Origin of the sequence: Paenalkalicoccus suaedae (assembly GCF_006965545.2) — a bacterium.
GTDB lineage: Bacteria > Bacillota > Bacilli > Bacillales > Salisediminibacteriaceae > Paenalkalicoccus > Paenalkalicoccus suaedae.
The window spans coordinates 782,242-808,735 of record NZ_CP041372.2; the positions used below are offsets into that span (position 1 = coordinate 782,242).

At 40.3% G+C, this 26,494-nt stretch carries 30 protein-coding genes; 18 read left to right on the forward strand and 12 right to left on the reverse strand.

Translation table 11 applies throughout. The features are described 5' to 3' along the window. Nucleotides 1–155: 155 nt before the first annotated feature. From FLK61_RS04540 to FLK61_RS04570, 7 genes are all read left to right on the forward strand, one after another. Nucleotides 156–1,112: a carbohydrate ABC transporter permease gene (locus tag FLK61_RS04540; RefSeq protein ID WP_176008329.1), complete on the forward strand. Its 957-nt coding sequence runs from the start codon at nt 156–158 to the stop codon at nt 1,110–1,112. A gap of 16 nt (nt 1,113–1,128) precedes the next feature. Further along, nucleotides 1,129–1,947, forward strand: a complete 819-nt coding sequence (locus FLK61_RS04545; protein ID WP_176008330.1) for a carbohydrate ABC transporter permease — start codon at nt 1,129–1,131, stop codon at nt 1,945–1,947. 30 nt (nt 1,948–1,977) lie between these two features. After that, complete coding sequence (locus tag FLK61_RS04550; RefSeq protein WP_176008331.1) at nt 1,978–3,336, forward strand: ABC transporter substrate-binding protein; 1,359 nt, start codon at nt 1,978–1,980, stop codon at nt 3,334–3,336. A gap of 326 nt (nt 3,337–3,662) precedes the next feature. Next, on the forward strand, nt 3,663–5,348 hold the full coding sequence (locus tag FLK61_RS04555; RefSeq protein WP_176008332.1) for a sensor histidine kinase: 1,686 nt from the start codon (nt 3,663–3,665) through the stop codon (nt 5,346–5,348). Continuing rightward, on the forward strand, nt 5,329–6,915 hold the full coding sequence (locus FLK61_RS04560) for a response regulator transcription factor (protein WP_176008333.1): 1,587 nt from the start codon (nt 5,329–5,331) through the stop codon (nt 6,913–6,915). Before FLK61_RS04555 ends, FLK61_RS04560 begins: the two co-directional genes overlap by 20 nt. A gap of 196 nt (nt 6,916–7,111) precedes the next feature. Further along, nucleotides 7,112–8,974 (forward strand): DUF2264 domain-containing protein, encoded by a 1,863-nt coding sequence (locus FLK61_RS04565; RefSeq protein ID WP_176008334.1) that lies wholly within the window; start codon nt 7,112–7,114, stop codon nt 8,972–8,974. A 37-nt stretch (nt 8,975–9,011) separates the two neighbouring features. Then, on the forward strand, nt 9,012–10,139 hold the full coding sequence (locus tag FLK61_RS04570) for a glycoside hydrolase family 88 protein (protein WP_176008335.1): 1,128 nt from the start codon (nt 9,012–9,014) through the stop codon (nt 10,137–10,139). Between the two features lie 175 nt (nt 10,140–10,314). On the opposite strand, the gene FLK61_RS04575 is transcribed toward FLK61_RS04570, so the two are convergent. After that, complete coding sequence (locus FLK61_RS04575; protein ID WP_176008336.1) at nt 10,315–10,557, reverse strand: hypothetical protein; 243 nt, start codon at nt 10,555–10,557, stop codon at nt 10,315–10,317. Nucleotides 10,558–10,846: 289 nt separating this feature from the next. Here FLK61_RS04575 and FLK61_RS04580 point away from each other — a divergent pair, with 289 nt between their 5' ends. The 4 genes from FLK61_RS04580 to FLK61_RS04595 all read left to right on the forward strand — a co-directional run bounded on the left by FLK61_RS04580 (nt 10,847) and on the right by FLK61_RS04595 (nt 14,171). Continuing rightward, a complete protein-coding gene (locus FLK61_RS04580; RefSeq protein ID WP_176008337.1) occupies nt 10,847–11,281 on the forward strand; it encodes an NUDIX hydrolase in 435 nt (144 codons plus the stop codon). Nucleotides 11,282–11,406: 125 nt separating this feature from the next. Beyond that, the gene (locus FLK61_RS04585; RefSeq protein WP_176008338.1) at nt 11,407–12,276 is read left to right on the forward strand and encodes an AraC family transcriptional regulator; all 870 of its coding nucleotides are present in this window, start codon (nt 11,407–11,409) and stop codon (nt 12,274–12,276) included. A 273-nt stretch (nt 12,277–12,549) separates the two neighbouring features. Beyond that, nucleotides 12,550–13,152 carry a hypothetical protein gene (locus tag FLK61_RS04590; protein ID WP_176008339.1) on the forward strand — a complete coding sequence of 201 codons (603 nt, stop codon included), beginning with the start codon at nt 12,550–12,552 and terminating at the stop codon, nt 13,150–13,152. A gap of 119 nt (nt 13,153–13,271) precedes the next feature. Further along, on the forward strand, nt 13,272–14,171 hold the full coding sequence (locus FLK61_RS04595) for an aminoglycoside phosphotransferase family protein (RefSeq protein WP_176008340.1): 900 nt from the start codon (nt 13,272–13,274) through the stop codon (nt 14,169–14,171). A gap of 324 nt (nt 14,172–14,495) precedes the next feature. Here FLK61_RS04595 and arr read toward each other — a convergent pair whose 3' ends face one another. From arr to FLK61_RS04610, 3 genes are all read right to left on the reverse strand, one after another. After that, the gene (arr, locus tag FLK61_RS04600; protein WP_176008341.1) at nt 14,496–14,912 is read right to left on the reverse strand and encodes an NAD(+)--rifampin ADP-ribosyltransferase; all 417 of its coding nucleotides are present in this window, start codon (nt 14,910–14,912) and stop codon (nt 14,496–14,498) included. Nucleotides 14,913–15,190: 278 nt separating this feature from the next. Further along, on the reverse strand, nt 15,191–16,015 hold the full coding sequence (locus FLK61_RS04605) for an alpha/beta fold hydrolase (protein ID WP_217706308.1): 825 nt from the start codon (nt 16,013–16,015) through the stop codon (nt 15,191–15,193). A gap of 312 nt (nt 16,016–16,327) precedes the next feature. Then, a complete protein-coding gene (locus FLK61_RS04610; RefSeq protein WP_176008342.1) occupies nt 16,328–16,777 on the reverse strand; it encodes a rhodanese-like domain-containing protein in 450 nt (149 codons plus the stop codon). A gap of 152 nt (nt 16,778–16,929) precedes the next feature. Here FLK61_RS04610 and FLK61_RS04615 point away from each other — a divergent pair, with 152 nt between their 5' ends. Beyond that, nucleotides 16,930–17,778: a LysR family transcriptional regulator gene (locus FLK61_RS04615; RefSeq protein WP_283811885.1), complete on the forward strand. Its 849-nt coding sequence runs from the start codon at nt 16,930–16,932 to the stop codon at nt 17,776–17,778. 287 nt (nt 17,779–18,065) lie between these two features. Here FLK61_RS04615 and FLK61_RS04620 read toward each other — a convergent pair whose 3' ends face one another. From FLK61_RS04620 to FLK61_RS04635, 4 genes are all read right to left on the reverse strand, one after another. Next, nucleotides 18,066–18,863 carry a DUF1385 domain-containing protein gene (locus tag FLK61_RS04620; protein WP_176008344.1) on the reverse strand — a complete coding sequence of 266 codons (798 nt, stop codon included), beginning with the start codon at nt 18,861–18,863 and terminating at the stop codon, nt 18,066–18,068. A gap of 62 nt (nt 18,864–18,925) precedes the next feature. Further along, nucleotides 18,926–19,357 (reverse strand): hypothetical protein, encoded by a 432-nt coding sequence (locus FLK61_RS04625; protein ID WP_176008345.1) that lies wholly within the window; start codon nt 19,355–19,357, stop codon nt 18,926–18,928. Between the two features lie 6 nt (nt 19,358–19,363). Then, nucleotides 19,364–19,564 carry a helix-turn-helix transcriptional regulator gene (locus tag FLK61_RS04630; protein ID WP_176008346.1) on the reverse strand — a complete coding sequence of 67 codons (201 nt, stop codon included), beginning with the start codon at nt 19,562–19,564 and terminating at the stop codon, nt 19,364–19,366. 269 nt (nt 19,565–19,833) lie between these two features. Continuing rightward, nucleotides 19,834–19,998: a YjzC family protein gene (locus FLK61_RS04635; RefSeq protein ID WP_176008347.1), complete on the reverse strand. Its 165-nt coding sequence runs from the start codon at nt 19,996–19,998 to the stop codon at nt 19,834–19,836. Between the two features lie 165 nt (nt 19,999–20,163). Here FLK61_RS04635 and FLK61_RS04640 point away from each other — a divergent pair, with 165 nt between their 5' ends. Both FLK61_RS04640 and FLK61_RS04645 read left to right on the forward strand, forming a co-directional pair. Next, on the forward strand, nt 20,164–20,721 hold the full coding sequence (locus FLK61_RS04640) for a TetR/AcrR family transcriptional regulator (RefSeq protein ID WP_176008348.1): 558 nt from the start codon (nt 20,164–20,166) through the stop codon (nt 20,719–20,721). Nucleotides 20,722–20,820: 99 nt separating this feature from the next. Beyond that, on the forward strand, nt 20,821–21,942 hold the full coding sequence (locus FLK61_RS04645) for an MFS transporter (protein ID WP_176008349.1): 1,122 nt from the start codon (nt 20,821–20,823) through the stop codon (nt 21,940–21,942). Nucleotides 21,943–22,034: 92 nt separating this feature from the next. Here FLK61_RS04645 and FLK61_RS04650 read toward each other — a convergent pair whose 3' ends face one another. From FLK61_RS04650 to FLK61_RS04660, 3 genes are all read right to left on the reverse strand, one after another. Next, the gene (locus FLK61_RS04650; RefSeq protein WP_176008350.1) at nt 22,035–22,304 is read right to left on the reverse strand and encodes a hypothetical protein; all 270 of its coding nucleotides are present in this window, start codon (nt 22,302–22,304) and stop codon (nt 22,035–22,037) included. Between the two features lie 292 nt (nt 22,305–22,596). Continuing rightward, entirely contained in the window at nt 22,597–22,866 is a 270-nt protein-coding gene (locus FLK61_RS04655; protein ID WP_176008351.1) for a hypothetical protein, read from the reverse strand. Between the two features lie 15 nt (nt 22,867–22,881). Beyond that, nucleotides 22,882–23,241 (reverse strand): hypothetical protein, encoded by a 360-nt coding sequence (locus FLK61_RS04660; RefSeq protein ID WP_176008352.1) that lies wholly within the window; start codon nt 23,239–23,241, stop codon nt 22,882–22,884. Between the two features lie 133 nt (nt 23,242–23,374). On the opposite strand from FLK61_RS04660, the gene FLK61_RS04665 reads away from it, so the two are divergent. Continuing rightward, nucleotides 23,375–24,106 (forward strand): AAA family ATPase, encoded by a 732-nt coding sequence (locus tag FLK61_RS04665; RefSeq protein ID WP_176008353.1) that lies wholly within the window; start codon nt 23,375–23,377, stop codon nt 24,104–24,106. A 60-nt stretch (nt 24,107–24,166) separates the two neighbouring features. Here FLK61_RS04665 and FLK61_RS04670 read toward each other — a convergent pair whose 3' ends face one another. Further along, on the reverse strand, nt 24,167–24,319 hold the full coding sequence (locus FLK61_RS04670) for a DUF1540 domain-containing protein (protein ID WP_176008354.1): 153 nt from the start codon (nt 24,317–24,319) through the stop codon (nt 24,167–24,169). A gap of 160 nt (nt 24,320–24,479) precedes the next feature. Here FLK61_RS04670 and FLK61_RS04675 point away from each other — a divergent pair, with 160 nt between their 5' ends. From FLK61_RS04675 to FLK61_RS20160, 3 genes are all read left to right on the forward strand, one after another. Further along, a complete protein-coding gene (locus FLK61_RS04675; protein WP_176008355.1) occupies nt 24,480–25,454 on the forward strand; it encodes an alpha/beta fold hydrolase in 975 nt (324 codons plus the stop codon). Between the two features lie 115 nt (nt 25,455–25,569). After that, the gene (locus FLK61_RS04680) at nt 25,570–26,220 is read left to right on the forward strand and encodes a hypothetical protein (protein ID WP_176008356.1); all 651 of its coding nucleotides are present in this window, start codon (nt 25,570–25,572) and stop codon (nt 26,218–26,220) included. Between the two features lie 61 nt (nt 26,221–26,281). Next, a complete protein-coding gene (locus FLK61_RS20160) occupies nt 26,282–26,413 on the forward strand; it encodes a hypothetical protein (protein WP_283811886.1) in 132 nt (43 codons plus the stop codon). Nucleotides 26,414–26,494: the final 81 nt, after the last annotated feature.

Genomic DNA, 26,494 nt, shown 5'->3' on the forward strand with positions numbered 1-26,494 from the left:
AAATTTCTTTTATCAATGAACAAAAATGTTTCATGCAAACGCATACATTTAATTGATAAAATTGTCATTATAGAAAGAAGATAGCCTAGTTAACGACCAATGGATCAATGATCACCTAATTATTTTGATCAGATAAAAATCGAGGAGTGATGGTTATGGACCCAGTTATTGAAAAGAAAACAAGCTATGTAGGGTCTGCAATAGAATCAAAACATAGAAAAAAAAGTAAACTCACTATGAAAACAAGGGAATCATTGGCAGGCTATTTATTCATTGCTCCAATGCTTCTCGGGACAACGATATTAGTAATCTTACCGATTATCGCTGCTTTCATCATGAGTTTTACAGACTGGGTCTTTATCCGTGGGGTGAGTGATTTAAATTTTGTAGGCTTGGAAAACTATAAGACGTTAGCAAACGATGATTTATTTATCAAATCTGTTCAAAATAATATCTGGCTTATTCTAGCCGTCCCGTTAACCATGGCTGTTTCGTTAGTACTAGCCATTATTATTAATAAACATGTCTATTTTTCAGCATTCTTTAAAGTTGTCTACTTCATACCGTATATTTCCAGTATCGTTGCCATTGCGATTGTTTATCAACTGCTATTTCATCCATCCTACGGCCCCGTTAACGAGTTTTTAATGGCACTAGGAATAAATGATCCGCCAAGATGGCTTGCAGATTCAAGTTGGGCACTAGTATCGGTTATTATTATTAGCATTTGGACGTCAATAGGTTTTAACCTGATCATTTATTTAGCTGCTATTCAGAATATCCCTCGCGATTTGTATGAGGCGGCAAACATGGATGGAGCAGGAACGTGGGCAAAATTTAGATTTATTACGCTCCCAATGCTCTCGCCAACAACATTTTTCTTACTAATAACAGGAATTATTTATAGCTTTAAGGCTTTTGAACTGATCGTTGTATTAACGGGTGGGGGACCAAGCTATTCCACATCTGTGATCGTGTATTACCTGTATGAACAAGCATTTGAAAGCTTGCGCTCTGGTTATGCGTCAGCCATCTCTATTGTGTTACTTTTGATTCTATTAGTCATAACGGCCTTACAATGGTTGGGTCAGAAAAAATGGGTCAACTATTAAGGAAGGAGATAGCTCCATGAAAATTAATGTATCGAAACTAATGATCACTCTATTTATGATAGTGGTAGGTATCGTGTTCCTACTTCCTTTTATATGGATGATATCAGCCTCTTTAAAGCCAGAAAGTGAAGTGTTTACTTATCCAATCAAATGGATCCCGGATGTTTGGAGATGGGAAAACTATGCAACGGTCTGGTCCAGAGATTTCCCTTTATATTATTGGAATTCAATTAAAGTAACTGTCATAACAACCGTTATTTCGACGACCGTTTCAGCTATGGCAGCTTATGGTTTTTCGAAGCTTGAATTTCGTGGTAGAAACGCTTTATTCATCGTCGTTCTAGCGACATTTATGATTCCAGCACAGGCCATCTTAGTACCACAGTTTTTGCTTTATATGTACTTAGACTTGTTTGATACACACCTAGGTTTAATTTTACTCAATAGCTTCAGTGTACTAGGAACATTTATGCTAAGGCAGTTTTTTGTTGGAATCCATGATGATTATATTGCTTCAGCAAAGATTGATGGCGCCAACCAGTTTACAATTTTTAGAAAAGTAGCAGTGCCACTAGTGCTACCGGCAATCTCCACCTATGCCATTCTACGTTTTATTTGGACATGGAACGACTATCAAGGACCATTAATTTTCCTTCGATCCGACGAATTGTCTACCATTCCGCTAGCTATATCTCGTTTTGCTACTGAAAGTGGGCAACTTTTCAGTTTAACGATGGCAGGTACTGTATCAGCCATTCTTCCACTAATTATCATTTTCTTAATTGGCCAGAAGTATGTCATTGAAGGAATTGCTATGGGTGGAGTGAAAGGATAAAAAAACAGATTGATAAGGGGAGGATTTAAAATGAAAAGAATTGTACAACCAGCTTTATTTATGGGATTGCTTTTTACACTAGCTGCGTGCTCCAATGATACGGAAGCAGAAACAAACAGTGAGCCAAATGGGAATGATTCAGCTGCAACTAGTAACGAATCTGAGTCTGAGGCTGTCACAATTAGATTGCACCACTGGTACAACGAAGAAGCAGATAACTGGGATCAAGTTATTGCTCAATTTGAAGAAGAATTTCCTCATATTAAAGTAGAATCCATTACTCCAGAGAACAATGATGCAAACGAAACGATGCAACAAATTGACCTTGCAGCTGCATCTGGTGACCAGTTAGACGTAATCATGGTAAATAGTCCAGCCAACTATTCCCAACGCGCTACTCATGGAATGTTTGAACCATTGAATGAATATATCGAAGAATCTGGTATGGACTATGGGGAAAATTTCCGAGTAGATACATCTGTTGATGGGAACTATTATGCATTACCTGGAAAGTACAATATGAACTTCGTCATGCTTAATGAAGATGCTTTAAATGAAGCTGGTCTGTCGGTTCCAACTGAATGGACTTGGGATGAATATATGGATTATGCAGAGGCATTGACGACAGGAGAAGGACAAAATAAAAGATATGGTACTTTCTTTCATACGTGGGATGACTATGTTCGTTTAGCAACATTTAATCAACCAGAAGATAGTAGTTTTGTGAAAGATGATGGTATGACCTCAAATGTAGATAGTCCGCTTATGAGGAAATCATTAGAGATTCGTGAGCGTGGACATGAAGATGGGTCCGCAACACCTTACTCAGATACAATTTCAATGAGCTTGAACTATCGGACAGAATATTTTTCTGAGAAAGCAGCGATGATTATGACAGGAAGCTGGATGATAAACGAAGCCGGTGGTTTGCCAGGAGAAGAGTCCACTTTTAAAACCGCTTTTGCACCATATCCTAAAGCCGATGAGGATGCAGAGATTACTACTCCTGCAGGTGCTGACTTTTTGACTGTATATTCAGGATCTGATCATAAAAAAGAAGCGTTTGAATTTATTCAATGGTATACGACTGAAGGAATTGTCGAGCAAGGGAAGTACCTACCTGACTATTTAGGAGCCGATATAGATGTTGTTTTAGATAATTTAATGGAGTCCACGTATCCAGACAAGGTAAACTTAGATTCCCTTGCTCATACACTAGAAACGACATTAGCTGCCGACCTTTATATACCGGTACCGTTCATTAATGAAGTTGTGACTGCATACAATAATGAAGTGGAGAAATTTTTACTAGAAGATCAAGATCTTGATACAACAATTGAAAGAGCAGATGAAGCAGTACAGAAGGTTATTGACGATAATCGTAATTAGAGATGACCACATAACATGGATGGGGAAGGTTGAGACTATTTATAGTTCTCAATCTTTCCTTCGTATTTATTAAGAGCTAATTTCCTCATTGACTGAATATTAAACCTTATTATGAATGCGCTTTCATGATACGATAGGATTACATCGTTTTTTGGAAATATAATTTAGTATAGGGTGTGTATAGGATGAGGCTCATAAAGGAGAAAAGTCTTAATATCCGCGATAAATTTTCTTTTAAGCATAAATTGTTGATTGTTATTATTCTGTGTATCTCCTTTCCAATCTTATTCAGTATGGGAAGTGTTATTTATACAAGTAGTAATGTGATGAAAGATCAAACTATTTCTAATGAAAACTATTCATTAGAAATAGGCAGCCTTTCTATTAATAAAGTGATAGGCGATATGATTCAGGTTATGAATTATGTTCTTTTTGATAATGAAATCAAGAGTATTTTAAATAGAGGAATTCATGAAACAATCACACCAAGTGCTTACGTAGAGCTCAATTCCAAACTAGACCATCTAACTAGAAATAGCAATATCGACATCTACATAATTCCATTACAAGGGGAGAAGCATTTTGTTAATAAAAGTTACCGTGGCAAGGTGGACATAGATGGTGCTCGGGAAAGAATTAATACGTTAGATGACCTGCATACATTTGAAGTTCATGGCTTTTCGTCTCTAGATATAAAAAGTGATAGTAAGGAAATGATAGATTACGACGATCATATGATTTTATTAGGAAGAAGGTTGGTTGATTATAATAACCAAACTACCGCCTATCTATTCGCAGGCATGAATAAAACAGAAATTGATAAAGTACTCTCTAGTAGCGATATTAATGAGAATCGTACAATTTTTTTACTAGATGAGGATGGGAGAGTTTTATACGATGATAAAATGGAGCATACTGGAACACAATTTCCGTATTTTTCTGAGCTCCATAGTAATAACTCCGTATTTATTCATGAGGATGAAAATACTTTTTTGATGAGTCATAAAGATGTGGGCTATGCGAATGAGAGTCTAGTAAGTGTAAGTTCATACGACGAAGCGACTTCTGCATTAGGTAAAGCCTATACTGTAAACATTTATTTGCTAGGCTCTTCTCTTGTGGTGTTAATCGTTATCTTATTTTTTGTTGTAAGCCAATTCACCAAGCCTATTGGAAAGCTAGCAAACATCTCCCATGAAATTGAAAAAGGGAATCTTAAGATCAGATCGAATATTCAACGACAAGATGAGATAGGGAGGTTAGGGACTGCATTTGATTTGATGCTAGATAAAATACAAGACATGATCCATCAGGTTAAAGTGGAACAATCTATGAAACGGAAAGCAGAAATGGAAATCCTTCAAGCAAAAATAAAACCACATTTTATTTTTAACATTTTAAATACGATACGAATTAACATGATTAAAAATGGGGATACAGAAACCTCTCGTTTTATTGTTTCGTTTAATAAATATTTAAGAAACACCTACAAAGGAGAAGAATGGATCACGTTACATGAGGAAGTGAATTATACGTTAGATTACTTGGATCTCATTAACTTCATGAGAAAGCATCCATTAGAAACACACCTGACATTAGCATCAGCTACATTAAACGTTACAGTGCCGCGATTTTTTATTCAGCCTATCGTTGAAAATATTTGTAAGCATGGGATTAGTAATCAATCAGGCAACATTGAACTAAAGACAACAGTAGAAGATAGCTATGTCATTGTAACCGTTCAGGACGATGGAGAGGGCATCGCTAAAACAAGATTAAACTTATTACAAGCTAACCTTGAATTAGATAAACAGAATATTGTGTCAAAATATCTAAAGGATGAGGAGAAAACGTTTGGAATTGGATTAAAAAATATCTACGAACGAATGCGTTTAATTTATGGAGATCAATTTTCGATGAAGATTGAAAGTGAATTGTATAAAGGAACGACTGTGACCATTCGTTTTCCTATTCAAGGAGGAGGTTTCATAAATGAAGGTATTACTAGTTGATGATAATTATCAAATGTTAGAGTTTATGTTTCATTGTATTCCTTGGACTGATAAGGGGTTAGACGTAATTGGTCTGTGCGAAAATGGGGTAGAGGCTTTAGAAATTGCTAAAAAGAACACACCGGACATTATTATTACAGATATTGATATGCCACATATGAATGGACTGCAGCTATTAGAGCAATTGGAGCATTTAAACCCAAATATGGAGTCGTTAATTATTTCATGTCACGACGATTTTCATTATGCAAAAAAAGCACTTAAGCTATTAGTAAATGATTATATTCTTAAGGAGACCATAGAACCCGAAACATTACTGGAAGCGATTAATAGGATTATGGAAAAGATTCGTGAGAAGAATAAGCAACAAAATGATATGAATCAGTGGAAATCGATCGTCGATCAAAATCAACTGTCGCTAAAAAAGCAGTGGCTAAGAACACTAGAAGACAGTCCGATTATTCAGGATAAAGTATGGATAGCTCGAAGTAAAAAGTTCAACATTGATTTAGAGACAAAAAAGTATATCCCGGTTATTGGGTATGTCCAAAACAGTAATAGCTCGCTCGAGCAGTTTAAAACAGCAGATTTAGTTATGTATTCAATAGATAATATTGCACAAGAAATGAATATGGACGGCTTCATATATGATGATTTCCAAATCTTATGGTTCTTCCCAACCTCAAATGGGATTAAAGAGAATACGTACGATGATATTAGAACATCTATGTCAAAACTTCAGGCCACCCTCGAGCAATACTATGGAATTAAGATAGCATTCATTTATAGTAAGCCTGTTAAAACAATCTGTGAATTCCAACAAACAGTCAGGGAAATGGTTCATATAGAACATGAGTGGTTTTATATAGATGACAATAGTATATTTGCTCTAGATAATATAACAAGCTCGTTTTCAACAGATAATATTTTTATCCACTCTGCTACAGTAGTAGAGGAGTTAAAAAGGTTGGTATATGAAGGGTGTGAATCGACTATAGAGCATACCGTGAATAAGTGGATAGATCTACTTAAGGAGACTAAATATCACCCAGATAAGATCAAGTGCTGGGTGAATAATATCTTAGTTACGATTTCATTAAGTCATCATGTTGTGATTAACCACAAAAATCAACCTATTGATTTGCTTCATAGTGACATTCATTCCATTGTTAATATTCAACAGCTACGAGAGTACATGTGTCAATTTATACGTGCGGTTATTCAGTATGTAGAGGCTGAGGGGAAATCAGAGAGACCGGAAATATGGGAGGCAAAAAAGTACGTAGAAAAGCATATAAATGAGCGTATTACGATGGAGGCCGTCGCCCAGCACCTATTTCTGAATCCAAGTCACTTTAGTAGAATCTTTAGAAAAGAAACAGACGAAACCTTTATTGAGTACGTGACAAGGTTAAAAATGAAAAAAGCTGTGGAGTTTTTAACGAATACTTCGGACACCATTGAAGATATTTCGAATAAACTTGGCTATGAAAACACCAGTTATTTCATTAAGTTATTCAAAAAAACGAATCAACTGTCTCCATTAGAGTACCGAAAAGCGAATTAGCATTATATTTTGTGTACGAAACCTTCGAATAAAGTCCTTTTTAGGATAAGTCAAATTTATTATATCTTTTGTCAAAATAGCTTGATGTATAAAAGAATCCTCCCCTATAAAATAGTGATTATGGAGCATGTTCAAAGAACGAGCACTTTTCTTGAACGGACACCTACTTGTTTTATGACGAAGGAGGTTCAACTTTATGAATGCTGTACAAAAGAATCTGTTACGAACTCGTACTGATTTAATTAATCTGTTTCACACTATATCGCAGCCATTAAAACCTCATTTTAGTAAGGGGCATACTCGACTACATGTAGGGGACACGAATGCACACTTCGGTCATGATATTGCAGGGATGGAAACTTTTTCTCGAGTGTTATGGGGGATGGTCCCATTACTTGCTGGGGGCGGAGAAACAAAGCTATTAGAGGACTACTTAGAAGGAATAAGAAATGGTACTGACCCTGAGCATGAAGAGTATTGGGGAAAAGTAGACGATTTTGATCAACGCTTAGTAGAGATGGCTGTTTTTGGCTATGCCCTAGCCCTTGTGCCGGATAAAGTTTGGGGGTCTCTCACTAAGAAGGAAAAAAATAATGTATATCAATGGCTTAACCAAATTAATGAAAAAGAAATTGTTCCAAGCAACTGGCAGTTTTTTCGAATCCTCGTCAATGTCGGCTTTGAGCATGTAGGACTTCCTTACGATAAGGGGAAACAGGAAGAAGCTTTAGATAAAATTGAGTCTTATTATAGTGATAATGGTTGGTATAGTGATGGACAAACGGCACAACAGGACTATTATATTCCTTTTGCCTTCCATTTTTACGGTCTTATTTATGCGAAACTGATGAAGGAGATAGATCCGAAAAGGTCACAGCGATTTGTTGACCGCGCTTCCATATTTGCAAATGACTTTCTATACTGGTTTGCTTCAGATGGATCAGCCCTTCCTTTTGGACGAAGCCTAACATATCGGTTTGCTCAAGGGGCCTTCTGGAGCGCTCTTGCATTTGCAGAAGTAGAGGTTTTGGACTGGGGTGTGGTAAAGGGGATAGTACTCCGTCATCTTCGCTGGTGGATGAACCAATCTATTTTTTCTAAAGATGGATTATTAACGATCGGATATACATATCCAAATCTACTAATGGCTGAAAACTATAATTCACCTGGATCACCGTATTGGGCGTTAAAGACATTCCTATTATTAGCACTCGAAGAAAATCATCCATTCTGGTTAGCAGAGGAGAAACCCTTTCCTAAGCTTCAAAAACGGAAGGTGCAAAAGCAGCCTCGTATGATTCTCTTTCATAATGAAAATCAAGATCATGTGTTTGCTTTAACATCTGGTCAATTTTTAAAGTCAATTCATGGACAAAATGATGCAAAATATGCGAAGTTTGCTTATTCAAACCAATTTGGGTTTTGTGTACAACGAGGAAATGATGGGGTGGAACAAGGTGCCTTTGATTCCATGTTGGCATTAAGCGAAAGAGATGGCTATTACCGCGTTCGCAAACGTTGTGAAGTGCTGAAGTGGGAGAACGGATCGCTCTATTCTCTGTGGAAACCATGGAAGGACGTAACCGTTGAGACCTGGCTTGTGCCAATCGATGAGCATTGGCATGTTCGAGTTCACCGCTTAAGCTCAGAGCGAGAATTAGATACAATAGAAGGGGGCTTCTCTATCCCATGGGAAAGACCCGATTTTCCGACGGGGAGAGGGGAGCTAACGATGATAGAGAAGGAGAAGGGATATGTCTCCTTACCTTGGGGAGTTAGTGGCATCGTCCCTTTATATGGGGATCGTCAACCGAAAGTAGTCAAAACGGACCCGAACACGAATGTCTTGTATTCAAGTTCTACGTTTATTCCATCGCTAAAAGGGTTGATCGAGAAGGGTGTCACATGGTACGGTGCTGCAGTTTTCGGATATGTCGGAAATGTGGATGTTACAGAAGTGTGGAAGGAAGCTCCTAGTCTAGTTACTAGTTCAGATGGCCATAATTTCGACGTTTTGTATCGCGGAAATGTTGTCCACGCTATTAGAAATTACTTATAAAGAATGCTAGATAAATTTAAGCTAGGAAGTGATAGGAATGGCTAAAACGGAAATAGCATGGGTGGAGAAAGCATGGGAACAAATAACTAAAAAAGTGGGACGGACAAGTGACAAGATCGGTGCGAACTTTCCCCATGCAAGTGTGAACGGAGAATATAAGCTAGAGCCTCCTCACTGGTGGACTGCTGGATTTTGGCCAGGGCTTCTCTGGCTGGTACACCGTGATGGAGGAGACCAAAAACTAAAGACAATTGCAGAAAAATGTGAGCAACAATTAGATAAAGTTATAACGGATTATTATCGGCTTGATCACGATATGGGCTTCATGTGGACACTAACTAGTCTTACCAATTACAAGCTTACAGGTAGTGAACATTCAAAACGTCGTGCCTTGTTAGTGGCGAATCTCTTACTAGGGAGGTTTAATACGAATGGAAACTTTATTCGTGCCTGGAACCCTTGGTATGAAGGAGAAGAAAACTCTGGGTGGGCAATTATTGACTGTCTCATGAATTTGCCGCTTTTGTACTGGGCATCAGACGAAACGGAAGACCCACGATTTAGAAATGCGGCAAGGAAACATGCAGATACGGTGCTCGAGTATTTTGTTCGAGCCGATGGGGCCGTTCACCATATCGTGAGATTCGATTCAGAAACAGGGGAGCATGTAGAGAATATCGGTGGTCAAGGGTACGCGGAGAATTCCGCATGGTCGCGTGGAACGGCCTGGGCCATTTACGGTCTGGCACTAAGCTATCACTACACTGGAGATGAGCGATACCTACAAGGAGCTAAAAAAGTAGCCCATTTCTTTTTAGCCCATTTGCCAGAGGATATGGTGCCACATTGGGATATGCACATTCCAGAAGATGTACCAACACATCGAGATTCTTCCGCAGGCGCGATAGCTGCCTCTGGACTCCTTCTCTTAGGAGAAAAAGCTGGAGTGATTGCAGGGGAAGCCTATCTTCGTGCAGGTATGAAGATATTGAAGTCTCTTTATGTGAATTATGGTGATTGGGAAAATCAACATGAAGATGGCTTAATTCTTCACGGAACAAGTCATTATCCGGAAAGAAGCAATGTAGATGTTCCCTTGATTTATGGAGATTACTATTTTGTTGAAGGATTAGCTAGGCTAAAAGGATACGAAGGATTGTTTTAAAGAAGAATTGTAAAAGGCTTCTCATTAGTGACTACACTATTGAGAAGCCCTTTTTATAGTTGCACGCCAAGCGCAGCCATATTGGCCAGTCTTTCCTTGTATATGGGATAAGTGTTTTTTTATGCTGAAGTTTGCATAATTAAAGGGGATAGATAAAGGTTGGTATAGTATCAAATCAGGCCCCCTCACCAATCAAAATTAAAACAGGCACATGGATATTTTTTAATCGTGAGATGGTAGCTGTGGACTTTACTTCCACAACGGTCTCATCAGATGCTGGCTTCTTGAGAGTCTTTACTTGCATATCGAGAATTAGTTGTTTGACATGCGACTGTACAGCTTCTAGCTCCCGTCCTCTAGATATCCACGTCTCGTAGTTCAACTGTGCAACGGCTTCTAATTTTCCTTGTTGCAGCATTTGATCCTCCTCTTTCTCATAGCCTTGAAGGAAATAAGAATCTTTCCACCCACCTAACGCTGGTGAAGTAGCGCTAAACTTAAACACTTTTTAGGATGTTCAAGATAAAAATCAATGGCTAATTTACCTCCGAAAGAAGCCGCCACTAGCCTGAAATATCCCCTGATTCTCATTTGAATATATAAAGAAATAGCCTATGATTTTAAATAGTGTGAAAGAAACTGTCATTTGTTAGTAACTGATTAATCTTTCTCACTGTCTATGATACTCTTCAGTAGAGGTGATAACCATGATAAAGGAACGATTTAAGGTAGTGGCAGCTGTACATATTTTTCTGTTAAAAGAGAAGGAGATTTTGTTACTGAGACGCTTTAACACGGGTTATGAGGACGGTAATTATAGCGTGCTGGCTGGTCATATTGATGGGGGTGAGGATTTTATCGCGGCGGCTCAGCGTGAGGTGCATGAGGAGGGTGGCGTCCGCATCAGTAGGGAAGATTTGCGCGTAGTTGGTGTGATGCATCGGAGGTCGGCCGAGGAGCGGATCGATTTCTTTTTGGCTTGCGAAAAGTGGGATGGGGAGATCACCAATATGGAGCCATCTAAATGCGACGAATTGAGATGGACCCCAATCGACGAGCTGCCGGACAATATGGTGCCGTATGTGAAAAAAGCGATTGAGAACTATCGGTATGAGAAGACGTTTGATGTGTATGGGTTTTAAGTCTACGAATGTTTCTTATTAAGCAGAAGGATATTCGTATTTAAAGGAACCTGCCAAAACAAAGCGTAAAATGACCGGAGATGTTTCTTTCGGATTGATAGGATGATTGTAAGGAGTTGAAAGCCATGGCGTGGGTAGAGTCGATACAAAAAGCAATTGAGTTTATGGAGAGTAATCTGTTAGAGGATATAACTATTGATAGCATTGCTGAACAAGCGAATGTATCTTCATCACATTTCCAGAGAACGTTTGCGGTTTTAACAGAAGTCACAGTCGGTGACTATATACGGCGTCGACGTTTAACGTTGGCCGGTGAAGAGTTACTGAGAACAGATGTAAAAATTATTGATCTTGCCTATAAGTATGGCTATGACACTCCCGAGGCTTTTTCGAAAGCTTTCCGCAGGCAGCATGACGTGACTCCAAGTGAAGCGCGGAAGCTTAAAGGAAAGCTGCAATCCTATAATCGCCTGGTCATTCAGGTGTCCTTGAAAGGGGCAAAACCGATGAAATACAGTGTAGTCGAAAAGGATGCGTTTCAAGTTGATGGAATCAAACGAGAATTTTCTGCGGTTGCAGAGGAAGAGAATGTGAAAGGCATTCCGGAGTTTTGGGAAGAGGTTAACCAAAATGGTACGAGTGACGTATTGTTTGATTTAAATGACGGAGTAGTAGACGGTGTCTTAGGTGTTTGCGGAGAAATCAGTGAAAATCAAAAGCAGAATCAGACCTTTGACTATTGGATAGGCACGTCGCATGCTACATCGGTACCTGAAGGAATGCATAGCTTCGAACTGCCCGCTTCGAAGTGGGCAGTTTTTGAAGTACACGGTCCAATGCCTGTAGCGATGCAACAGGCATGGAAACGTATTTTCTCAGAGTGGTTCCCATCGACTGGATACGAGCACGCGGGCACACCGGAATTTGAATTATATAATAGGGATGATCCAAGTAGTCCGGATTTGTATTCGGAAATTTGGATACCTATTAAGTGAGTTGTGATTGATTTATAAAAGGGCGTATTAATAAGGCAACTAGAGAGTGACGAGGTGAATATGTTTGGTCATTTGGATGTCATCATCAGTTAAAATGTAAAAATATACTTCCTATTGTTATTTACTAATCCACACCTTTATAAGACTTAAAAAATTTAAAGAAATGGTAACTTTTCACACATATTACCTACTAATAAAGCGAGAACACACTTAGTGAGTGTGAAAAGGTCATGTTGATTTTAAGCAAATAAGTCTTAAAAGAGGAGTTATAAAATGACAACATTTAAGTATGGATTGTCCTCCTTGTTGTTGCTTGCTGTAATAACGGCTTGTAGCCAAACTGATGGAGAAAACACCGAGGAAGAGGCTCAGGTTGCTGAGGCAATCAGTATTCCAGCTGAAGGAGAAGTAATTGCAACGACGGAGCAGGATGATTTTCGGGTGACTCTATCTTCTGCTAAACGAGTCTACGTAGAAGGGGAAGAGCTTGATATAACAGGTGCTCTTACGTATGTAGGTGATAAGGATGAAATGGAGATTGTACATGCTACCTCTCTTGTTTACAGATCGGTCATTGATCACAAGCGAGACTTTTTCGAGTCTGCTGAGAGATTAACTTCTCAAGAACTGACCACCTTAACTCCTGGGGAATCAATTACAAATGAAAATTTCTCTGGTTTTGGCTATGGTGTAGGGTTGACTCCTCAAGCTGATAGAAATTTAGAAGAGATAAGAGCGTTATATGACGAAGTCGGCGGGTATCCAGCAGGAACGTATACCTTTACATTCATTGCGGAATTCTTTTATGAATCAGAGGAAGGTCAAAAAGAATTCAAAATTCCTGCCAGCATAGACATTATTATCGAACCCTCTTAAAATCAAAAGGATGGCGCTTCTGCTTAAGCTCGCGCCATCCTTTTGGTGAGAATTTTATGCTAGATTCCTAAGATTAGCTGTGATTAAACATACAACATAAGCAAAGAGGGAGGGACATCATGAATATAGACTTCATTAACCAACTACAATTAAAAAGCAGATGCACCGAAGTGATAGAAATCAAAAAGGGATTTTCTACAGATAAAAAGTATTTAGTACATATGGAAGATGGACAGAAATTGTTGCTTCGACTGTTTGATGGGAGGGAGTTAGAGTCAAAAAAGGCGGAGTTCAGAATTTTGGAAAGGATGCAGGAATACAAGATCACTTGCTCGCAGCCTATATTAATTGGTGAGGTAGAGGGACAGGGATACTCGGTCACATCTTATCTGGATGGGAATGACGCGGAGGATGAAATCTCCACCTACTCCGAAGTGGAACAGTATAAGCTAGGGTTGAGGGCAGGAGAAGAGCTCAGAAGGATGCATCAGCTAGAAGCGCCTCCCGATATTTCTTCGTGGTATGAGAGGAAAGTTGAAAAACATCAGCGTTATATCGAGGCGTATTTGGCATGTGATGTAAAAGTGCAGAATGATCATACTATTATGGAGTTTATTGATCAAAACATTCATTTAATGAAACATCGACCTAACCTATTTCAACATGACGATTATCATGTAAGTAACATCATTGTAAGCAACAAAGAATTTGTGGGAGTAGTAGACTTTGGTCGATTTGACTGGGGCGATCCTTATCACGAATTTTTAAAGGTTGGCATTTTTACTAGAGGGGTAAGTATTCCTTTTTCAAGAGGGCAAATTAGAGGCTACTTTTATAACGAAGATCCAGACGACGAATTTTGGAGACTGTATTCTCTATATCTTGCCATGTGCGTGTTTTCCACAGTGATTTGGACGTTAAAGGTGATTCCGGACAGCTTAGACGAGATGCTAGATAAAGTGTATACGTACTTAGATGACCATGATTACTTCAGGAGGATAACGCCTAAGTGGTATTAATGAGGTGGACTAACTAAGTAGCGATCGTACATAAGGAGAGACAACGTTTGCTGCTTTCAAGGAAAACAGCTTGGTTGCCTTCCTCACTGTCAGTAAAAGGGAGGAAGGAACCTACGAGATAGGGTTAGGCATGAGACCAGATCTAACTGGTCAAGGACACGGAGCCGACTACGTACAAGCTTAAAAACCAAATTAGGATATATCCTCCTATTAGGCCAAAAGCTAGTCCTAGCACTTTCGAAGAAGGCGAGACGTTTATCCAACAAACAAACAAACGGAGGCACGTATGAATTTCTAAATATGAGCTATGAGCGTGAATAAAGCTTAGTCTTCTATACTATATTTTCCTTCTTCACGAAGCTTGTTTAAAGACGCCAGCATTCCCTTAATTTGCTCGTCACTATGTCTTTCCCATGCTCCTAATTCAGCCACAATCTTTAGTGGCTGTTTAGATCTGTAAGAGCGTGTTGGATTACCCGGAAACCTTTTATCCGTTACATTAGGATCATTTTCAAACTCTCCTAAAGGCTCCACTATATATATGCGCTCTTTTGCATCTGTTTTAGCTAATTCTGCCCCCCATTTAGCGGCGTCCAATGTGGCCGTAAAGTAAATATGATTTGACTTCTTCTCTTGATAATTAGAGACATACTGAGGCTCTAGCAGGTCACCGATGTTTAGTTTCGCCTTCGTACCATGAAAGAAAGGCCCATTATCTAAAGCTGGTGTTGGCTCACTCATACAAATCCACTCCTTCTAATTAAGGTGTAAAATCAGTATAGTGTAGCGACTACAGAAAAAATAGTCTGCAAATAAACAAAAATTCACAGTATACTTAAAGTAGAGAGAAATACAATTAAAGATTGAAAAGCAAAGCACTCCGCCATCATGAGCGAAGTGCTTTACATAACGTGTACGTTTGTCTCCTTTGCAAGTAGCACTTTCGCTACTTTTCTCGCAGGTGAAAGGTGGTAGTCGTCGGGCTTAGAGGTTGTGACAAGCTGGAAAGGGAAATCATATTAAGCTTTTGTAAAAAGGAATTTAAGTATGTGTGATACCAATTCGGCGGGTTGATCTTCCTGCACTAAGTGCCCAGCGTTAGGGATAGAAATAAATTCTGCTGTTTCAATTTTATCGCGTAACTCTTTTCCTTTTTCTATTGGAATCCAATTATCCTGCTCTCCCCAAATAAGCAAAACAGGGTCTCTAATATCGTTGTAAAAGGGTTCTATTTCGTCCGTGTATCGTTGATCTGCTTGTGCAATTTGTCGATAAAATCCACTCTGTCCACTAGAACCAAGCCATGGGCTCACAATTCCTTCTAATGTTTCTTTATCTAGGGTCTTATATGCTGCTCCTTGGACATAAGTTGAAACAATGGACTCATGAATGTATTCCGGGATTCCTTGAAAAGCTATCTCATATTTATTTACATGTGAGAAAAAAGGAGAGCCCCACGGGGCAAGAGCCACAGGATCAATAAGGATCATTTTTTCAAAGTCTTGTTTTCCTAATAGGTGTGTTCTTAAAACAGTGGTTCCTCCGAAATCATGGCCGATAACGATAGGTTTGTTTAGCTCCAAATGATGGAGAAATTCTAGCAAAATTTTATTCTGAACGCCCAGTGAAACATCTCCCTCAGGCTTATCTGACTGTCCATAACCTAAAAGATCATAATAGTATACCGTAAACCATTGACTTAGTGCGGGGATAATATGTCGCCAGTTAAACGATGACCATGGGGTTCCATGTACAAGGATGATGGGGGGGCCTTCACCCATGAAATCATAACTAATTTTTCCGAACGATGAGGCAAAGCTTTTTCTTAATTTAACGTGTTCCAAAATAGTATACCTCCAGTACGTGTGATGAAATAAATAGGTGATGTTAAGTTTATCTGAACAGTATTTATTCTTTACGCAAATAACCCGATAGCCCACTGTGCTGTGTCATAATAGTAACGCGAACATCAGAGTAACTTACACAATGAAGTGCTCTTGAAATTTACTATAATATCCTTTTGGCCATGCACTGGAACTGAAAGTACCTTCAAGGATTCTGTCTCGTTTGTTTGAGTGTATATAGTAATACTACATTTAATTTGACTAAGGATTTTATGTGTATTTAAGCTAATCACATCTTAATAAAATCGATTTTTACCTCTTTATCTTCCAATATAAATCTGCTTTCTGACCTAGCTTGCCTTCAACTTCACCATTCTCTTTACGCCAATACTCGATTCCGCCAATAAGTTCTTTTACTCTAAAACCTAATTGTGCAAATCTAGCGGCAGCTCTAGTTGCGCCGTTACAAGCTGGACCCCAGCAATAGGTGATAATCACTTTTTCTTTAGATAGGTTGTTTGTTGTCTCCTCACTAATTTTGTTAGTCGGGATTGATATTGCAGTTGGAATGTGACATTCTTCGAACGATTCTACATCTCTTACATCCACAATAACAATACCTTCATATCCTTTCTTTATATCTATTGAAAGGTCTGCAACGTCGGTTTCATAAGATAATTTCTGCATGAAAAAATTATAAGCGTCCTTTGGATTAGCAGGTTCAACGTCTAATGTTAATGCAAATCTTGGTTTTGATGTCATTTTTTAAAACCACCTTTGTATTTGTTTTTTTACTACAAATTAATCTTATCTTGTTTTTTGCATTGTTGTTATAGATAATTATAGATACTTATTATCACTAATTATGATGTGAGGAGCTGGTCTGTATCGAACTTTTATACCTTAAAACATTTGTGCGGGTTGTGGAAGTTGGTAGTTACACTCGTGCAGCTATGGAATTGGACTATGCTCAATCTAGTGTTACGAATCATATACAAAAACTGGAGAAATTATATGGTGGAAATGCATTATTAGAGAGAAAAGGTAGGTACATGAAGCCAACTTCTTCCGGAGAGTTACTTTTTGACTATGCAAAACAGATGCTCTCTTTATATCAAGAATCTCATTTGGCATTACAAGAACAGGAAGTTAAATCTATCTCAATTGGAACGATTGAGACATTAGCAATTTACTATTTACCAAAAATACTAGCGATATTTAAGGAACAATATCCTAATATTTTAATACGTATAGTTCCAGACTCGGAAAAAAACATCATTCGGATGATAAAAGAAAAAGAAATAGATTTTGGCCTTATTCTAGATTCTCCTTATAAATCTTCTGGTATTAAAAGTCTTCCTATTCAAAAGGAAGCTATGATGATAGTTGTTCCTCAACACCATATTTTGGCTAAGAAAACGTCAATAAAGGTAGAAGACCTAGAACATCAACCATTGATCCTAACGGAAGAGGGGTGTACATACCGTGCACGCTTGCTCGATCAATTAAAGAAACAAACGATGACTTATAATGTCTCAATGGAGCTGAGTAGTGTGGAAACGATAAAGAAAGCCGTTCAAAATGATTGGGGGATTGGGTTTCTACCAGAGTTCGTGATAGAAAAACACGAAAAGCTTAAGGGGATTCATTATATGGATGAAGACTTAGATTTCTTTAGTCAATTAGTTTATAGAACAGAAAAAACCAATCAAAACGTATTTAAATCATTTATAACGTTATGTCAATCAACCTCTACACAGTGATTTTGGAAATAGATCAGCAAAAACATACTGTGACAAAACCTTAGCTAATAGCCCCTGCCCAACATGTTGGGTAAGGGGCTCCGTTGATTGAAGTAAAGGATTCGTCTACGTGTCCTACTATCTATTAAACGCAAAGACACGGCAGAGTTCGAACGGATTTTTTGCCTTTATAAATGAGACAGCTGTCAGAGTGTCCTGTTGGTAGTAGAGGGAAGGCCAAAAACGTCATCGTGTTTAACGTCATGTCTGTTAACTTAAAGATAGCACCGGTTCTCCTTTTTACATATTTAGAGCGCTTTTGTTTCTGACTCTGCACGTACGTGTACTTTTCTCTCCTTTGCAAGTAACACTTTCGCCGCTTTTCTCGCAGCTGAAAGGTGGTAGTCCTTGGGCTTGGAGGTTGTGACAAGCTGGAAAGCGAAGCCGATGTAGTGAATCGGCTTGAGGAGCTTGCTCACGATTGGGTGCTCATTCATCGTAAGCTCTCCGTAGAATGCGAACCAGAGGAGAGCCGTAACGATAGGTGGCACGGGTAAAAACGACATGACGATCATGTACGTCATAAAAATTGCGATCCAGGACGACCCACACCACTTATGAAAGCGATAGGAGGTTAGGTAGGAGGAATCAATCGATTTATCATGCCAATGCAGGTTATGAATGATATGCTCCGCGCCGTGAAACTTCGTAATGTTTGTTCGAGATTTAATAAGAAAAATGTATATAATTATGGGAAGTGCCAGACCACTTGCGATACCAATTAAGAACGAGAAGGCCTGATCAAGGGACGTAGCTTGTAGAATTGATAGACCGAAGGCTACTCCGAAAGGAAACAGTATCATGAGCAGTCCTGCTACCCAGTTTATGTAAATCGCGCGAAGAGCGTCCACGTAACCGCGAAAAACGGGGATCTTTACTAGTTCTTTTAACTTCTGAGGAGCTGGTCGAAGCTCCTTACTCGATACGGAGATCCCGCCGTCTTTTTGATAGAATGCTTTCACTTGATGCGACTCACTAAAAAATGTCACTCCGTCTGCATGAGCCATGCCACCTAATATGACAGGCTCTTCTTTTGTTTGACCCACTCAATCAGTCCTCTCGAATTTGTCTAGATGAAACATGTATGTACGGTTACTTACAAATAGAACTACTCTTCATTCAACTCTTTTGCCTTCTTTGTTTTTAAATAAAGAGCATAGGAAAAAGGTGCATAGCAAGCAATGAAGAGTAAAGCTGTCGCAAGTGTTTTTACGGCAAATGAATTTTCTGCTAAGGCAATGAAAGAGATGGAAGCCGCGATAGCTAAACAGCCGATGAATCCGACGACATAGAAATATGTAGGTGGCGCCTTATCCTTGTCATCGTTATCTACAGTAACATCCATTTGTAAGTAACCAGATACGATCGCAGTTAGGATAAATACGTACCACACAGGAGTAGAGGTAAGTTCCTGCATGCCGTTTTCCAATACATGCAAAAGTAAAACGATGATGATTCCAGCGGTCTGCACTAAAAATAGTGTTCTGAACATCTTTAGATTTTTTAATAAGACTCTTTCATCAGTTATCTTTTTAAACATCTAGTGTCACCTCTCCTTTTCGATCCAAAACAATTGATCAAGCGTTTTATCTAGCTGATAGCAGATCTCTAAACAAAGCTTTAGTGATGGATTATATTTTCCTTTTTCTATTAAACTTACTGTCTGTCTCGTAATCCCAACAAGCTTTGCTAACTCCTGTTGTGTAAGGCCTTTTTCCGTTCTCGCAACTTTCATTCTATTGCTCAATATCCTGCTCCTTTTTTTCTTTTAGTGTAACATATATATTGCATTTTTCAATGTATATATTGCGTGTTCTTGTTATAGGGATCAGATTAGTTTCAATTGATCAGTGGGTGGAACGGATGAAAAACATACAATTAAGTAAACAGGTTGTCCCCCCCGTTTTACTTTATCGAAGGGGGTGGACGTTTTTTTGCATAATGGAATAAAAATCACTTTATCCAATCAAAAAAAGCTACCCACCTGCATGTACACAAATGGGTAGCCATGTTTACTTACTGTTTTCTCCACATATTACCTTCTTCTTGCGTGGGAGGGAGTCGATCACCTTGATCGATTTTGACGGTACGAGCGTCGCTCACGCTTCCGCCTCTTGGACCAACTTCTACATAGGTGCCTGCTCGTTGGTTGTCTGTGCCTGGCTTGATTAATTCACTCATGGACTGTCACCTCCTTTTTTTGCCATTGTATCAGAGGTGCACCTTAATTGGAAGTAATTACTAGGTGTGATTTTGTGAAATTTCCTACTAACACCCAACCATTGCACAACACCCATCCATCTGTTACAGTTACTAGAACGATCGTTCTAACAAAGAGGTGTGAATATGGCAAGATCATCGAAGAAAGAAGCTATCCTAGATACTGCGGAGACGCTGTTTTATAAGCACGGCTTTCATGCAGTTGGGATTAAGCGAATTTTAGAAGAAGCTGGCGTGGCGACTATGACGATGTACTATCACTTTAAATCGAAGGAAGAGTTAATCGAGGAGATCCTACTTCGAAGAGAGCAACATTATTTTCTGACCATCGATAGCAAACTTAACAAGCACGCAGACGCACGTACTTACGCCCATTCCCTCATTGACGCGCACCAGGCCTGGCTTGAGGAGAGCGGGAAAAACGGATGCTTATTTTTACGTGCGAAGCAGGAGTACGCAGAATCGAATGAGCAGATAGCGTCAATAAGCAAGGCTCATAAGCAAAAGCTCATGGACAAAATCGAGAAGGATCTCTCAGGGATTACAAACGAAAAGGAATGTATTTTGTACCTTTCTATTATCATAGAAGGCATGACCTCCATGATTCAATTAGTCGATAAAGAGGACGTCAAACACCATGCCCATCAGCTCGTAGAAGGAATCTTCAGCAGCGCAAGCAACTAATCCAAAACGCCTTAAAGGAAATAGCCATTCGCTACTTCCTTTTATTTTCACCTTTATTAGAATGATCGTTCTATCTGAATGAAGGAGGACAATAAAACAATGAATCCATACAAATTAATTTTAGCAGGGCTCCCGATGATCGCAGTATCCTATGGCCTATCGCGATTTAGCTTCGGACTCATGCTTCCATATATAAATCAAACTTTAGAGATGCAACCAGCGACAACCGGCATTATCTCGTCCCTGTCGTACCTGGCCTACTGTGTTGCAATTCTGTTAGCCATGATCTATTCCAAACGCGTCACGCCCAAAACGATTCTCATCGTCGCCGGCACCGCGTCCGTAGTGGGCTTGAGCATCATCGCTGGCTCACCGAACCCACTTATTTTAGGGATTGGCATCTTTGTGGCCGGGCTTAGCACCGGATTTGCCTCCCCGCCATATGCCGGTATCGTCAGAGCCAACATCGCCGATACCGAGCAAAACCAGACAAACTCGTGGATCAACTCCGGCACGAGCATCGGTACCGCGCTCGCCGGAATCGTCGCGCTCGTCATCGGGGATCAGTGGCGCGTGAGCTACCTCGCGTTCATGATCGTAGCTCTAGCCGTGCTTGCGATAAATTACAAAGTGCTTCCTAAAAATCATTCTTCGGGGGCAAATCGTGCGATACGTTTTGGCAAGGCGGATGTGCAACGTTCTTTGAAGCTCATTATAGCCTCCATGCTACTAGGTATTTCTAGTGCAGCCTATTGGACGTTTTCTCGTGACTATATTGTTAACTTAGAGGAGGCTCCAGCCTTTTTAGGACAAGGCTTTTGGATCATTATTGGGTTAGCGGGGTTATTAGGAGGGACGGTTGGAGCGGTCATTAACCGATTCGGACTCGTTGTGGCATTTAGACTTTCCGTGATTGTATTAGCACTCTCCTCCGCGACTATTGTGGCAACGGTGACGAGCGCCTTGATCGGCGTGTTGTCCGCCATTTTATTTGGTAGCTCGTACATCTTTATGAGTGGCGTGCTCATTTTATGGGGCATTCGTATCTTTAAAGACAGTCCGTCACTAGGTATTGGAATCCCGTTCATTTTCCTCGCAGCTGGACAAGTAATTGGCTCAGCAGTCGCCGGCGGTCTCGCAGGAGCAATCGGATTCGACGCTGTGTTTCTTGTGTATGCAGCTGTAGGCTTTGTGGCGTTAGTGTTGAAGCCGAAGGAGTGAATGAGGAAGATAGAGTTGTAAACGAAAGTCGGAGGAACAAACAGGGTTTGAGGATGTGCAAAGGAAAGTTGATGGCACATTTATAATATTTTCTATGCGAAGGCAGTTGAAATTAGGAGCACGATGCCGTTAATAACGAAGAAGCTGGCGACTAAAAAAGCAACCAACACCGAGTTGAATGCGCCGGAGTCGTTGGGCAACATTAAATAAAAGGTAGCCCAGTAGGAGAGAGGCGGGAGCGCAAGGAGAGTAACGACACCAGCGATAACACGGCTTGGACGATGTAAAGCAGTAAGCCTAAAGATGGCGTAGTTGATGCCTGCGATGAGAACTAAAACGCCGAGTAAAATGAGTATATCCATGTGCGCTCCTCCTTGTTTAGAGTGGTTGTACTTTAGCTTATGCTTGAGATGAGGGGACATTCCTTTTTAGATGCGGGGAAGAGAGGGAGGAGCAAACGAGTTGTTAAGAGGGTTAAACCAAGTGCCAGCAGGCGCAAAGCCAGGGGTAGGAGGAACAAACAGTGTGTGAGGACGTGCAAAGAAAAGTAGACGTGCAAACAAGGCGCCAGGAAGTGCAAAGGAAAGTAAACGCACGCTCAAACAAGATCAAAGAAGGCGAAATCTAAAAACAAAAAAAGCACCTGCATATTTTCTATGCAAATGCCGAGGAAATGAAGATGATAATGCCATTAATAATAAATAATCCTGTAATTAAAAATGCGACGCTGACCGTGCCAAACCCACCTGGATCATGCGGCATGAGCAAGGAAACAGAGGTCCAATATGCAAGTGGTGGTAGTACGAAAAGAGCGATCGCCCCTGCGATCAGACGGCGGGTGCGATTTAAATCAGTTAGCTTAAAAATCACATAGTCAATAGCGACAATAAGTAAGATGATCCCCATAAAAATGAGTATTACCACACGCATTCCTCCTGCTTAGTTAAATTCGTGGCAGCCAATTGAGTTGTATATGTCTTTTGGAGCATTGTTAACAAGCTGATAATCAGGTTCTTCCATGAAAGTGACATAATAGCCACCGTAATTTGCTCTAGGAGCATCGGAAGTTTGCCAGAATATGCGATAGATCACTTCAAAATCTTCGTCAGCTACCGCGCAGATTCTCTCTAGTTCGATATCGCGTTCCGTATAATCGCTCTCAAACTCCTCTAACTCTATCGTATGCTCTTTGACCGCTGCGAAGACGCGATCGCCGTCTAACCCTAATGGCTCGCCATAATTAGAGCAGCCGGTTAATAATAGTACACCTGCGATGAGGCTTATGACATGTAAACGCATTGCTAATTCACCCTTTATCTATGTATATCCACTCTTAACTTTACAAGAAAACCCAGCTTAATTCTAGTATAAATTGGTATTTTGTTCACAATTTGGTGTGGTAAACTTAAAGAAAAGAGGGGTGTTGGTACAGATGATGCTGAACGAGCAAAATCAATACATTAAGCGAATTAGTTTAAAGCAAGATCCACCTCCACCGGATACGTTTCCGTTTAATCTTCCTGTGATTCAACACTTAACCGAGATACTGCTTCACCCGAATGTTACGTATATCGTCGGAGAAAACGGGATGGGTAAATCGACACTCTTGGAGGCACTTGCTATTCACTATGGCTTTAATCCGGAAGGAGGTACGCGGAATTTTACCTTCTCTACCTTCGACTCACACTCTAATTTAGAAAATTATCTGCGTGTATCGAAGGGACCGCAACGTCCAAAGGACGGCTTTTTCTTTCGTGCAGAAACATTCTATAATGTCGCAACAAACATAGAAGAGTTAGGTGTGATTAATTCATACGGTGGCACATCTCTACATAAGCAATCACATGGGGAGTCCTTTTTTTCTGTTTTCATGAATCGGTTTGATGGGAACGGGGTGTATATTTTAGATGAGCCGGAGGCTGCGTTATCGCCGCTTCGCCAAATGTCGATGCTCGCTCGAATTCATGAGCTTGTGCAGGACGGCTCGCAGTTTATTATCTCTACACACTCGCCGCTTTTAATGGCGTATCCATACGCTCGGATTTTGGAGCTAAGTGAGAACGGGACCTTTGAGACGTCTTTAGAAAATACGGGGCACTACACGTTAATGAAGCAGTTTTTTGAGGATAAAGAGAGGCTGTTGCATCATTTGATTGACCGATAATGACACTCATTATCAATATGGGCTAAAAAGTGTAGCCAACGAATTGGCTACGAGGGACGATTAGTTTTCTAGTGGTTCAAATGTTTTGCAGTCTGTCTCGTGCTGGGAGGAAGCTGTTTTACCGGATTCGCTTACGATGAAAATAGAGGTTGCGCCACATTTCTCGCCTGCTTCATTGTGTACACAGTTACTTACTTCACATAATACGTCCAATCTTCTCACCTCCAGTAGACTGAATACATATACTATTCCCGGTTTGAAGGGGTTTAACTCAATTTATTAAAGAAGTTTTGCTACATTTTTAGAAGATAATACTAACAGGTGTGGCCTGTTTTTATACAACAAATGAGAAGTAAAGGGGAAGGATAATGATATGGCGAAGTCTGACGTACGTTTTACCAAAGAATTTGTAGAGATTGATGGGCATAAGAGTGGGATGTTTATCGAGTCGACGGATGAGGCGAATCCGGTGCTTCTAGTGGTGCACGGCGGGCCGGGATTTCCGCAGTATGCGATTACGAAGGACGCTTCCTTGGAGTGGGAGCGGGAGTTTACGGTTTGCTACTGGGAGCAGCGGGGTGCTGGGATGTCCTATAACAAGAAGACGCAGGGGGAGTTGTCGTTGGATCGGCTTGTGGCGGATGCGTTGGCGGTGACGGAGTACCTGAAGGAGCGGTTTGGCAAAGAGAAGGTCTATTTATTTGGGCATTCGTGGGGATCGTTTTTTGGGAGTATCATGGCGCATCGCCATCCGGAGCACTATCACGCGTATATAGGTGTCGGGCAAATGGGCCGTCAGCTGGAGTCGACGAAAGATATGCATGCGTTTTTGCTTAAGACGGCGATGGAGCGTGGGGATGCGAAGGCGGAGTCGGATATTCGAGCGGTGACAATTGATGAGGATTTTTATAAAAATCGTGACCTTGTTCGGATTATGGATCGCTACTTGATCCCTTACGGTGGTGGCATGAAGCGCGAGGGCTTCTCTAACTATACGGCGATGAAGCAGGTCCTTTTGTGTAATAAATATTCGATTATGGAGCGACTTCGTTTTCCGATAGCGCTTTTTTCGACCTATGCGTCGATTTCAGAAACATTGATGGGGTCCGACACAACGGTACTTGCTCCGACGATTGATATACCGGTGTATATTGTGCACGGATTATACGATTATCAAACGAGTCACAGCGAGGCGAAGCGATTTTTTGAGCACGTCGAAGCGCCTCATAAGCAATTTTTTACGTTTGAAAACAGTGCTCACTCTCCGTATTTAGAGGAGAAGGAGCGGTTTATGGAGATTTTGCGGGAAGAGGTGCTTGGTAAAGAGCGATCGGTTCGGGTTGGATGATGACGTATTCCTTCTTCATTGATGTGAGGCTGGAACTGTATGTAACTTTTACCAATTAGATGGCGACTAATTGGCTATAAGCGGCTGAACGTTATTATTTGAAGGAGGAGTTTGTGTGAAAAGGGTTTTGGTAATGATGAGCGCGCTAGGGTTGATGGCTGCGTGTAATAGTGAGGCGGACGCTTCGCAGGGTGACGCGGACGTGGAAGCGACACAGGGTGACGAGGAAATCGAATTGAATCAGGCTGAGAGTGAAGCGACTGGGAGTCGGCTGAGTGGACTTGAAGAAGCGATGCCTGGATTTGTGAAGGCGGAGCCAAGGGTAGGGAACTATCAAATCGAAGCTACATATCCTTTGGTAGAAACTGTAGATGAATTGTATCAGAGTGCAAAACTAGTTGTTAGCGGGAGACCTATTGCAAAGGAAGAGTTTGATCAAGTTTTGGAAGAGGGTACTCGCTTTCCGATGACTGCGTTTGAGTTTGAAGTAGATGAAGTATTTAAAGACCTTGAGGACAATTCTGCTTCCACGGTTTTGTTACTTCAAGATGGTATAGAAACGGCAGAAGTATTAAGCAACCCGCTCATGGGGCTCAATGAGTCTCATATTCTATTTTTAGAGGAGTCGAGTATTAGCGTGAATGAAGAGCCAGTTTATACATTAGTAGAAGGCCCAGCAGGCGTATTTTTCGCGGGTGAGAGCGAAGGGTCATTTTCATCACGTATACTCTCTTTATCAAGGCTAGAGTTAGAAAATATGGAATAGTTTCTGTTTAAAAAGTGTTTAAAGGCATCGTATGTTTTCGTAACGTTTACGAGGATGTGTGATGTTTTTTGGTGAACAAGCAGGTTGGAAAAATGGAGAAATAAGCCCGAAAAGAAGTAGTATGAAACATAGATTTAATGGCTATAGAGTTCAGACTTTTGAAGTGAAACTGGATATAGTTTTAGAATATTAGAGTATTTTAAACGTATAAAGTGCTCAGCGATTTAATTTAAATTCGCTGAGCACTTTGAAAATTGGCCACCTATAAAATATT

Excerpts from the sequence above, each read along its gene's own strand:
- FLK61_RS04540 (WP_176008329.1), top strand. The coding sequence starts at position 156 with ATGGACCCAGTTATTGAAAAGAAAACAAGCTATGTAGGGTCTGCAATA.
- FLK61_RS04545 (WP_176008330.1), top strand. The coding sequence starts at position 1,129 with ATGAAAATTAATGTATCGAAACTAATGATCACTCTATTTATGATAGTG.
- FLK61_RS04550 (WP_176008331.1), top strand. The coding sequence starts at position 1,978 with ATGAAAAGAATTGTACAACCAGCTTTATTTATGGGATTGCTTTTTACA.
- FLK61_RS04555 (WP_176008332.1), top strand. The coding sequence starts at position 3,663 with ATGAAAGATCAAACTATTTCTAATGAAAACTATTCATTAGAAATAGGC.
- FLK61_RS04560 (WP_176008333.1), top strand. The coding sequence starts at position 5,329 with ATGAAGGTATTACTAGTTGATGATAATTATCAAATGTTAGAGTTTATG.
- FLK61_RS04565 (WP_176008334.1), top strand. The coding sequence starts at position 7,112 with ATGAATGCTGTACAAAAGAATCTGTTACGAACTCGTACTGATTTAATT.
- FLK61_RS04570 (WP_176008335.1), top strand. The coding sequence starts at position 9,012 with ATGGCTAAAACGGAAATAGCATGGGTGGAGAAAGCATGGGAACAAATA.
- FLK61_RS04575 (WP_176008336.1), bottom strand. The coding sequence starts at position 10,557 with ATGCTGCAACAAGGAAAATTAGAAGCCGTTGCACAGTTGAACTACGAG.
- FLK61_RS04580 (WP_176008337.1), top strand. The coding sequence starts at position 10,847 with ATGATAAAGGAACGATTTAAGGTAGTGGCAGCTGTACATATTTTTCTG.
- FLK61_RS04585 (WP_176008338.1), top strand. The coding sequence starts at position 11,407 with ATGGCGTGGGTAGAGTCGATACAAAAAGCAATTGAGTTTATGGAGAGT.
- FLK61_RS04590 (WP_176008339.1), top strand. The coding sequence starts at position 12,550 with ATGACAACATTTAAGTATGGATTGTCCTCCTTGTTGTTGCTTGCTGTA.
- FLK61_RS04595 (WP_176008340.1), top strand. The coding sequence starts at position 13,272 with ATGAATATAGACTTCATTAACCAACTACAATTAAAAAGCAGATGCACC.
- arr (WP_176008341.1), bottom strand. The coding sequence starts at position 14,912 with ATGAGTGAGCCAACACCAGCTTTAGATAATGGGCCTTTCTTTCATGGT.
- FLK61_RS04610 (WP_176008342.1), bottom strand. The coding sequence starts at position 16,777 with ATGACATCAAAACCAAGATTTGCATTAACATTAGACGTTGAACCTGCT.
- FLK61_RS04625 (WP_176008345.1), bottom strand. The coding sequence starts at position 19,357 with ATGTTTAAAAAGATAACTGATGAAAGAGTCTTATTAAAAAATCTAAAG.
- FLK61_RS04635 (WP_176008347.1), bottom strand. The coding sequence starts at position 19,998 with ATGAGTGAATTAATCAAGCCAGGCACAGACAACCAACGAGCAGGCACC.
- FLK61_RS04640 (WP_176008348.1), top strand. The coding sequence starts at position 20,164 with ATGGCAAGATCATCGAAGAAAGAAGCTATCCTAGATACTGCGGAGACG.
- FLK61_RS04645 (WP_176008349.1), top strand. The coding sequence starts at position 20,821 with ATGAATCCATACAAATTAATTTTAGCAGGGCTCCCGATGATCGCAGTA.
- FLK61_RS04650 (WP_176008350.1), bottom strand. The coding sequence starts at position 22,304 with ATGGATATACTCATTTTACTCGGCGTTTTAGTTCTCATCGCAGGCATC.
- FLK61_RS04660 (WP_176008352.1), bottom strand. The coding sequence starts at position 23,241 with ATGCGTTTACATGTCATAAGCCTCATCGCAGGTGTACTATTATTAACC.
- FLK61_RS04665 (WP_176008353.1), top strand. The coding sequence starts at position 23,375 with ATGATGCTGAACGAGCAAAATCAATACATTAAGCGAATTAGTTTAAAG.
- FLK61_RS04675 (WP_176008355.1), top strand. The coding sequence starts at position 24,480 with ATGGCGAAGTCTGACGTACGTTTTACCAAAGAATTTGTAGAGATTGAT.
- FLK61_RS20160 (WP_283811886.1), top strand. The coding sequence starts at position 26,282 with ATGTTTTTTGGTGAACAAGCAGGTTGGAAAAATGGAGAAATAAGCCCG.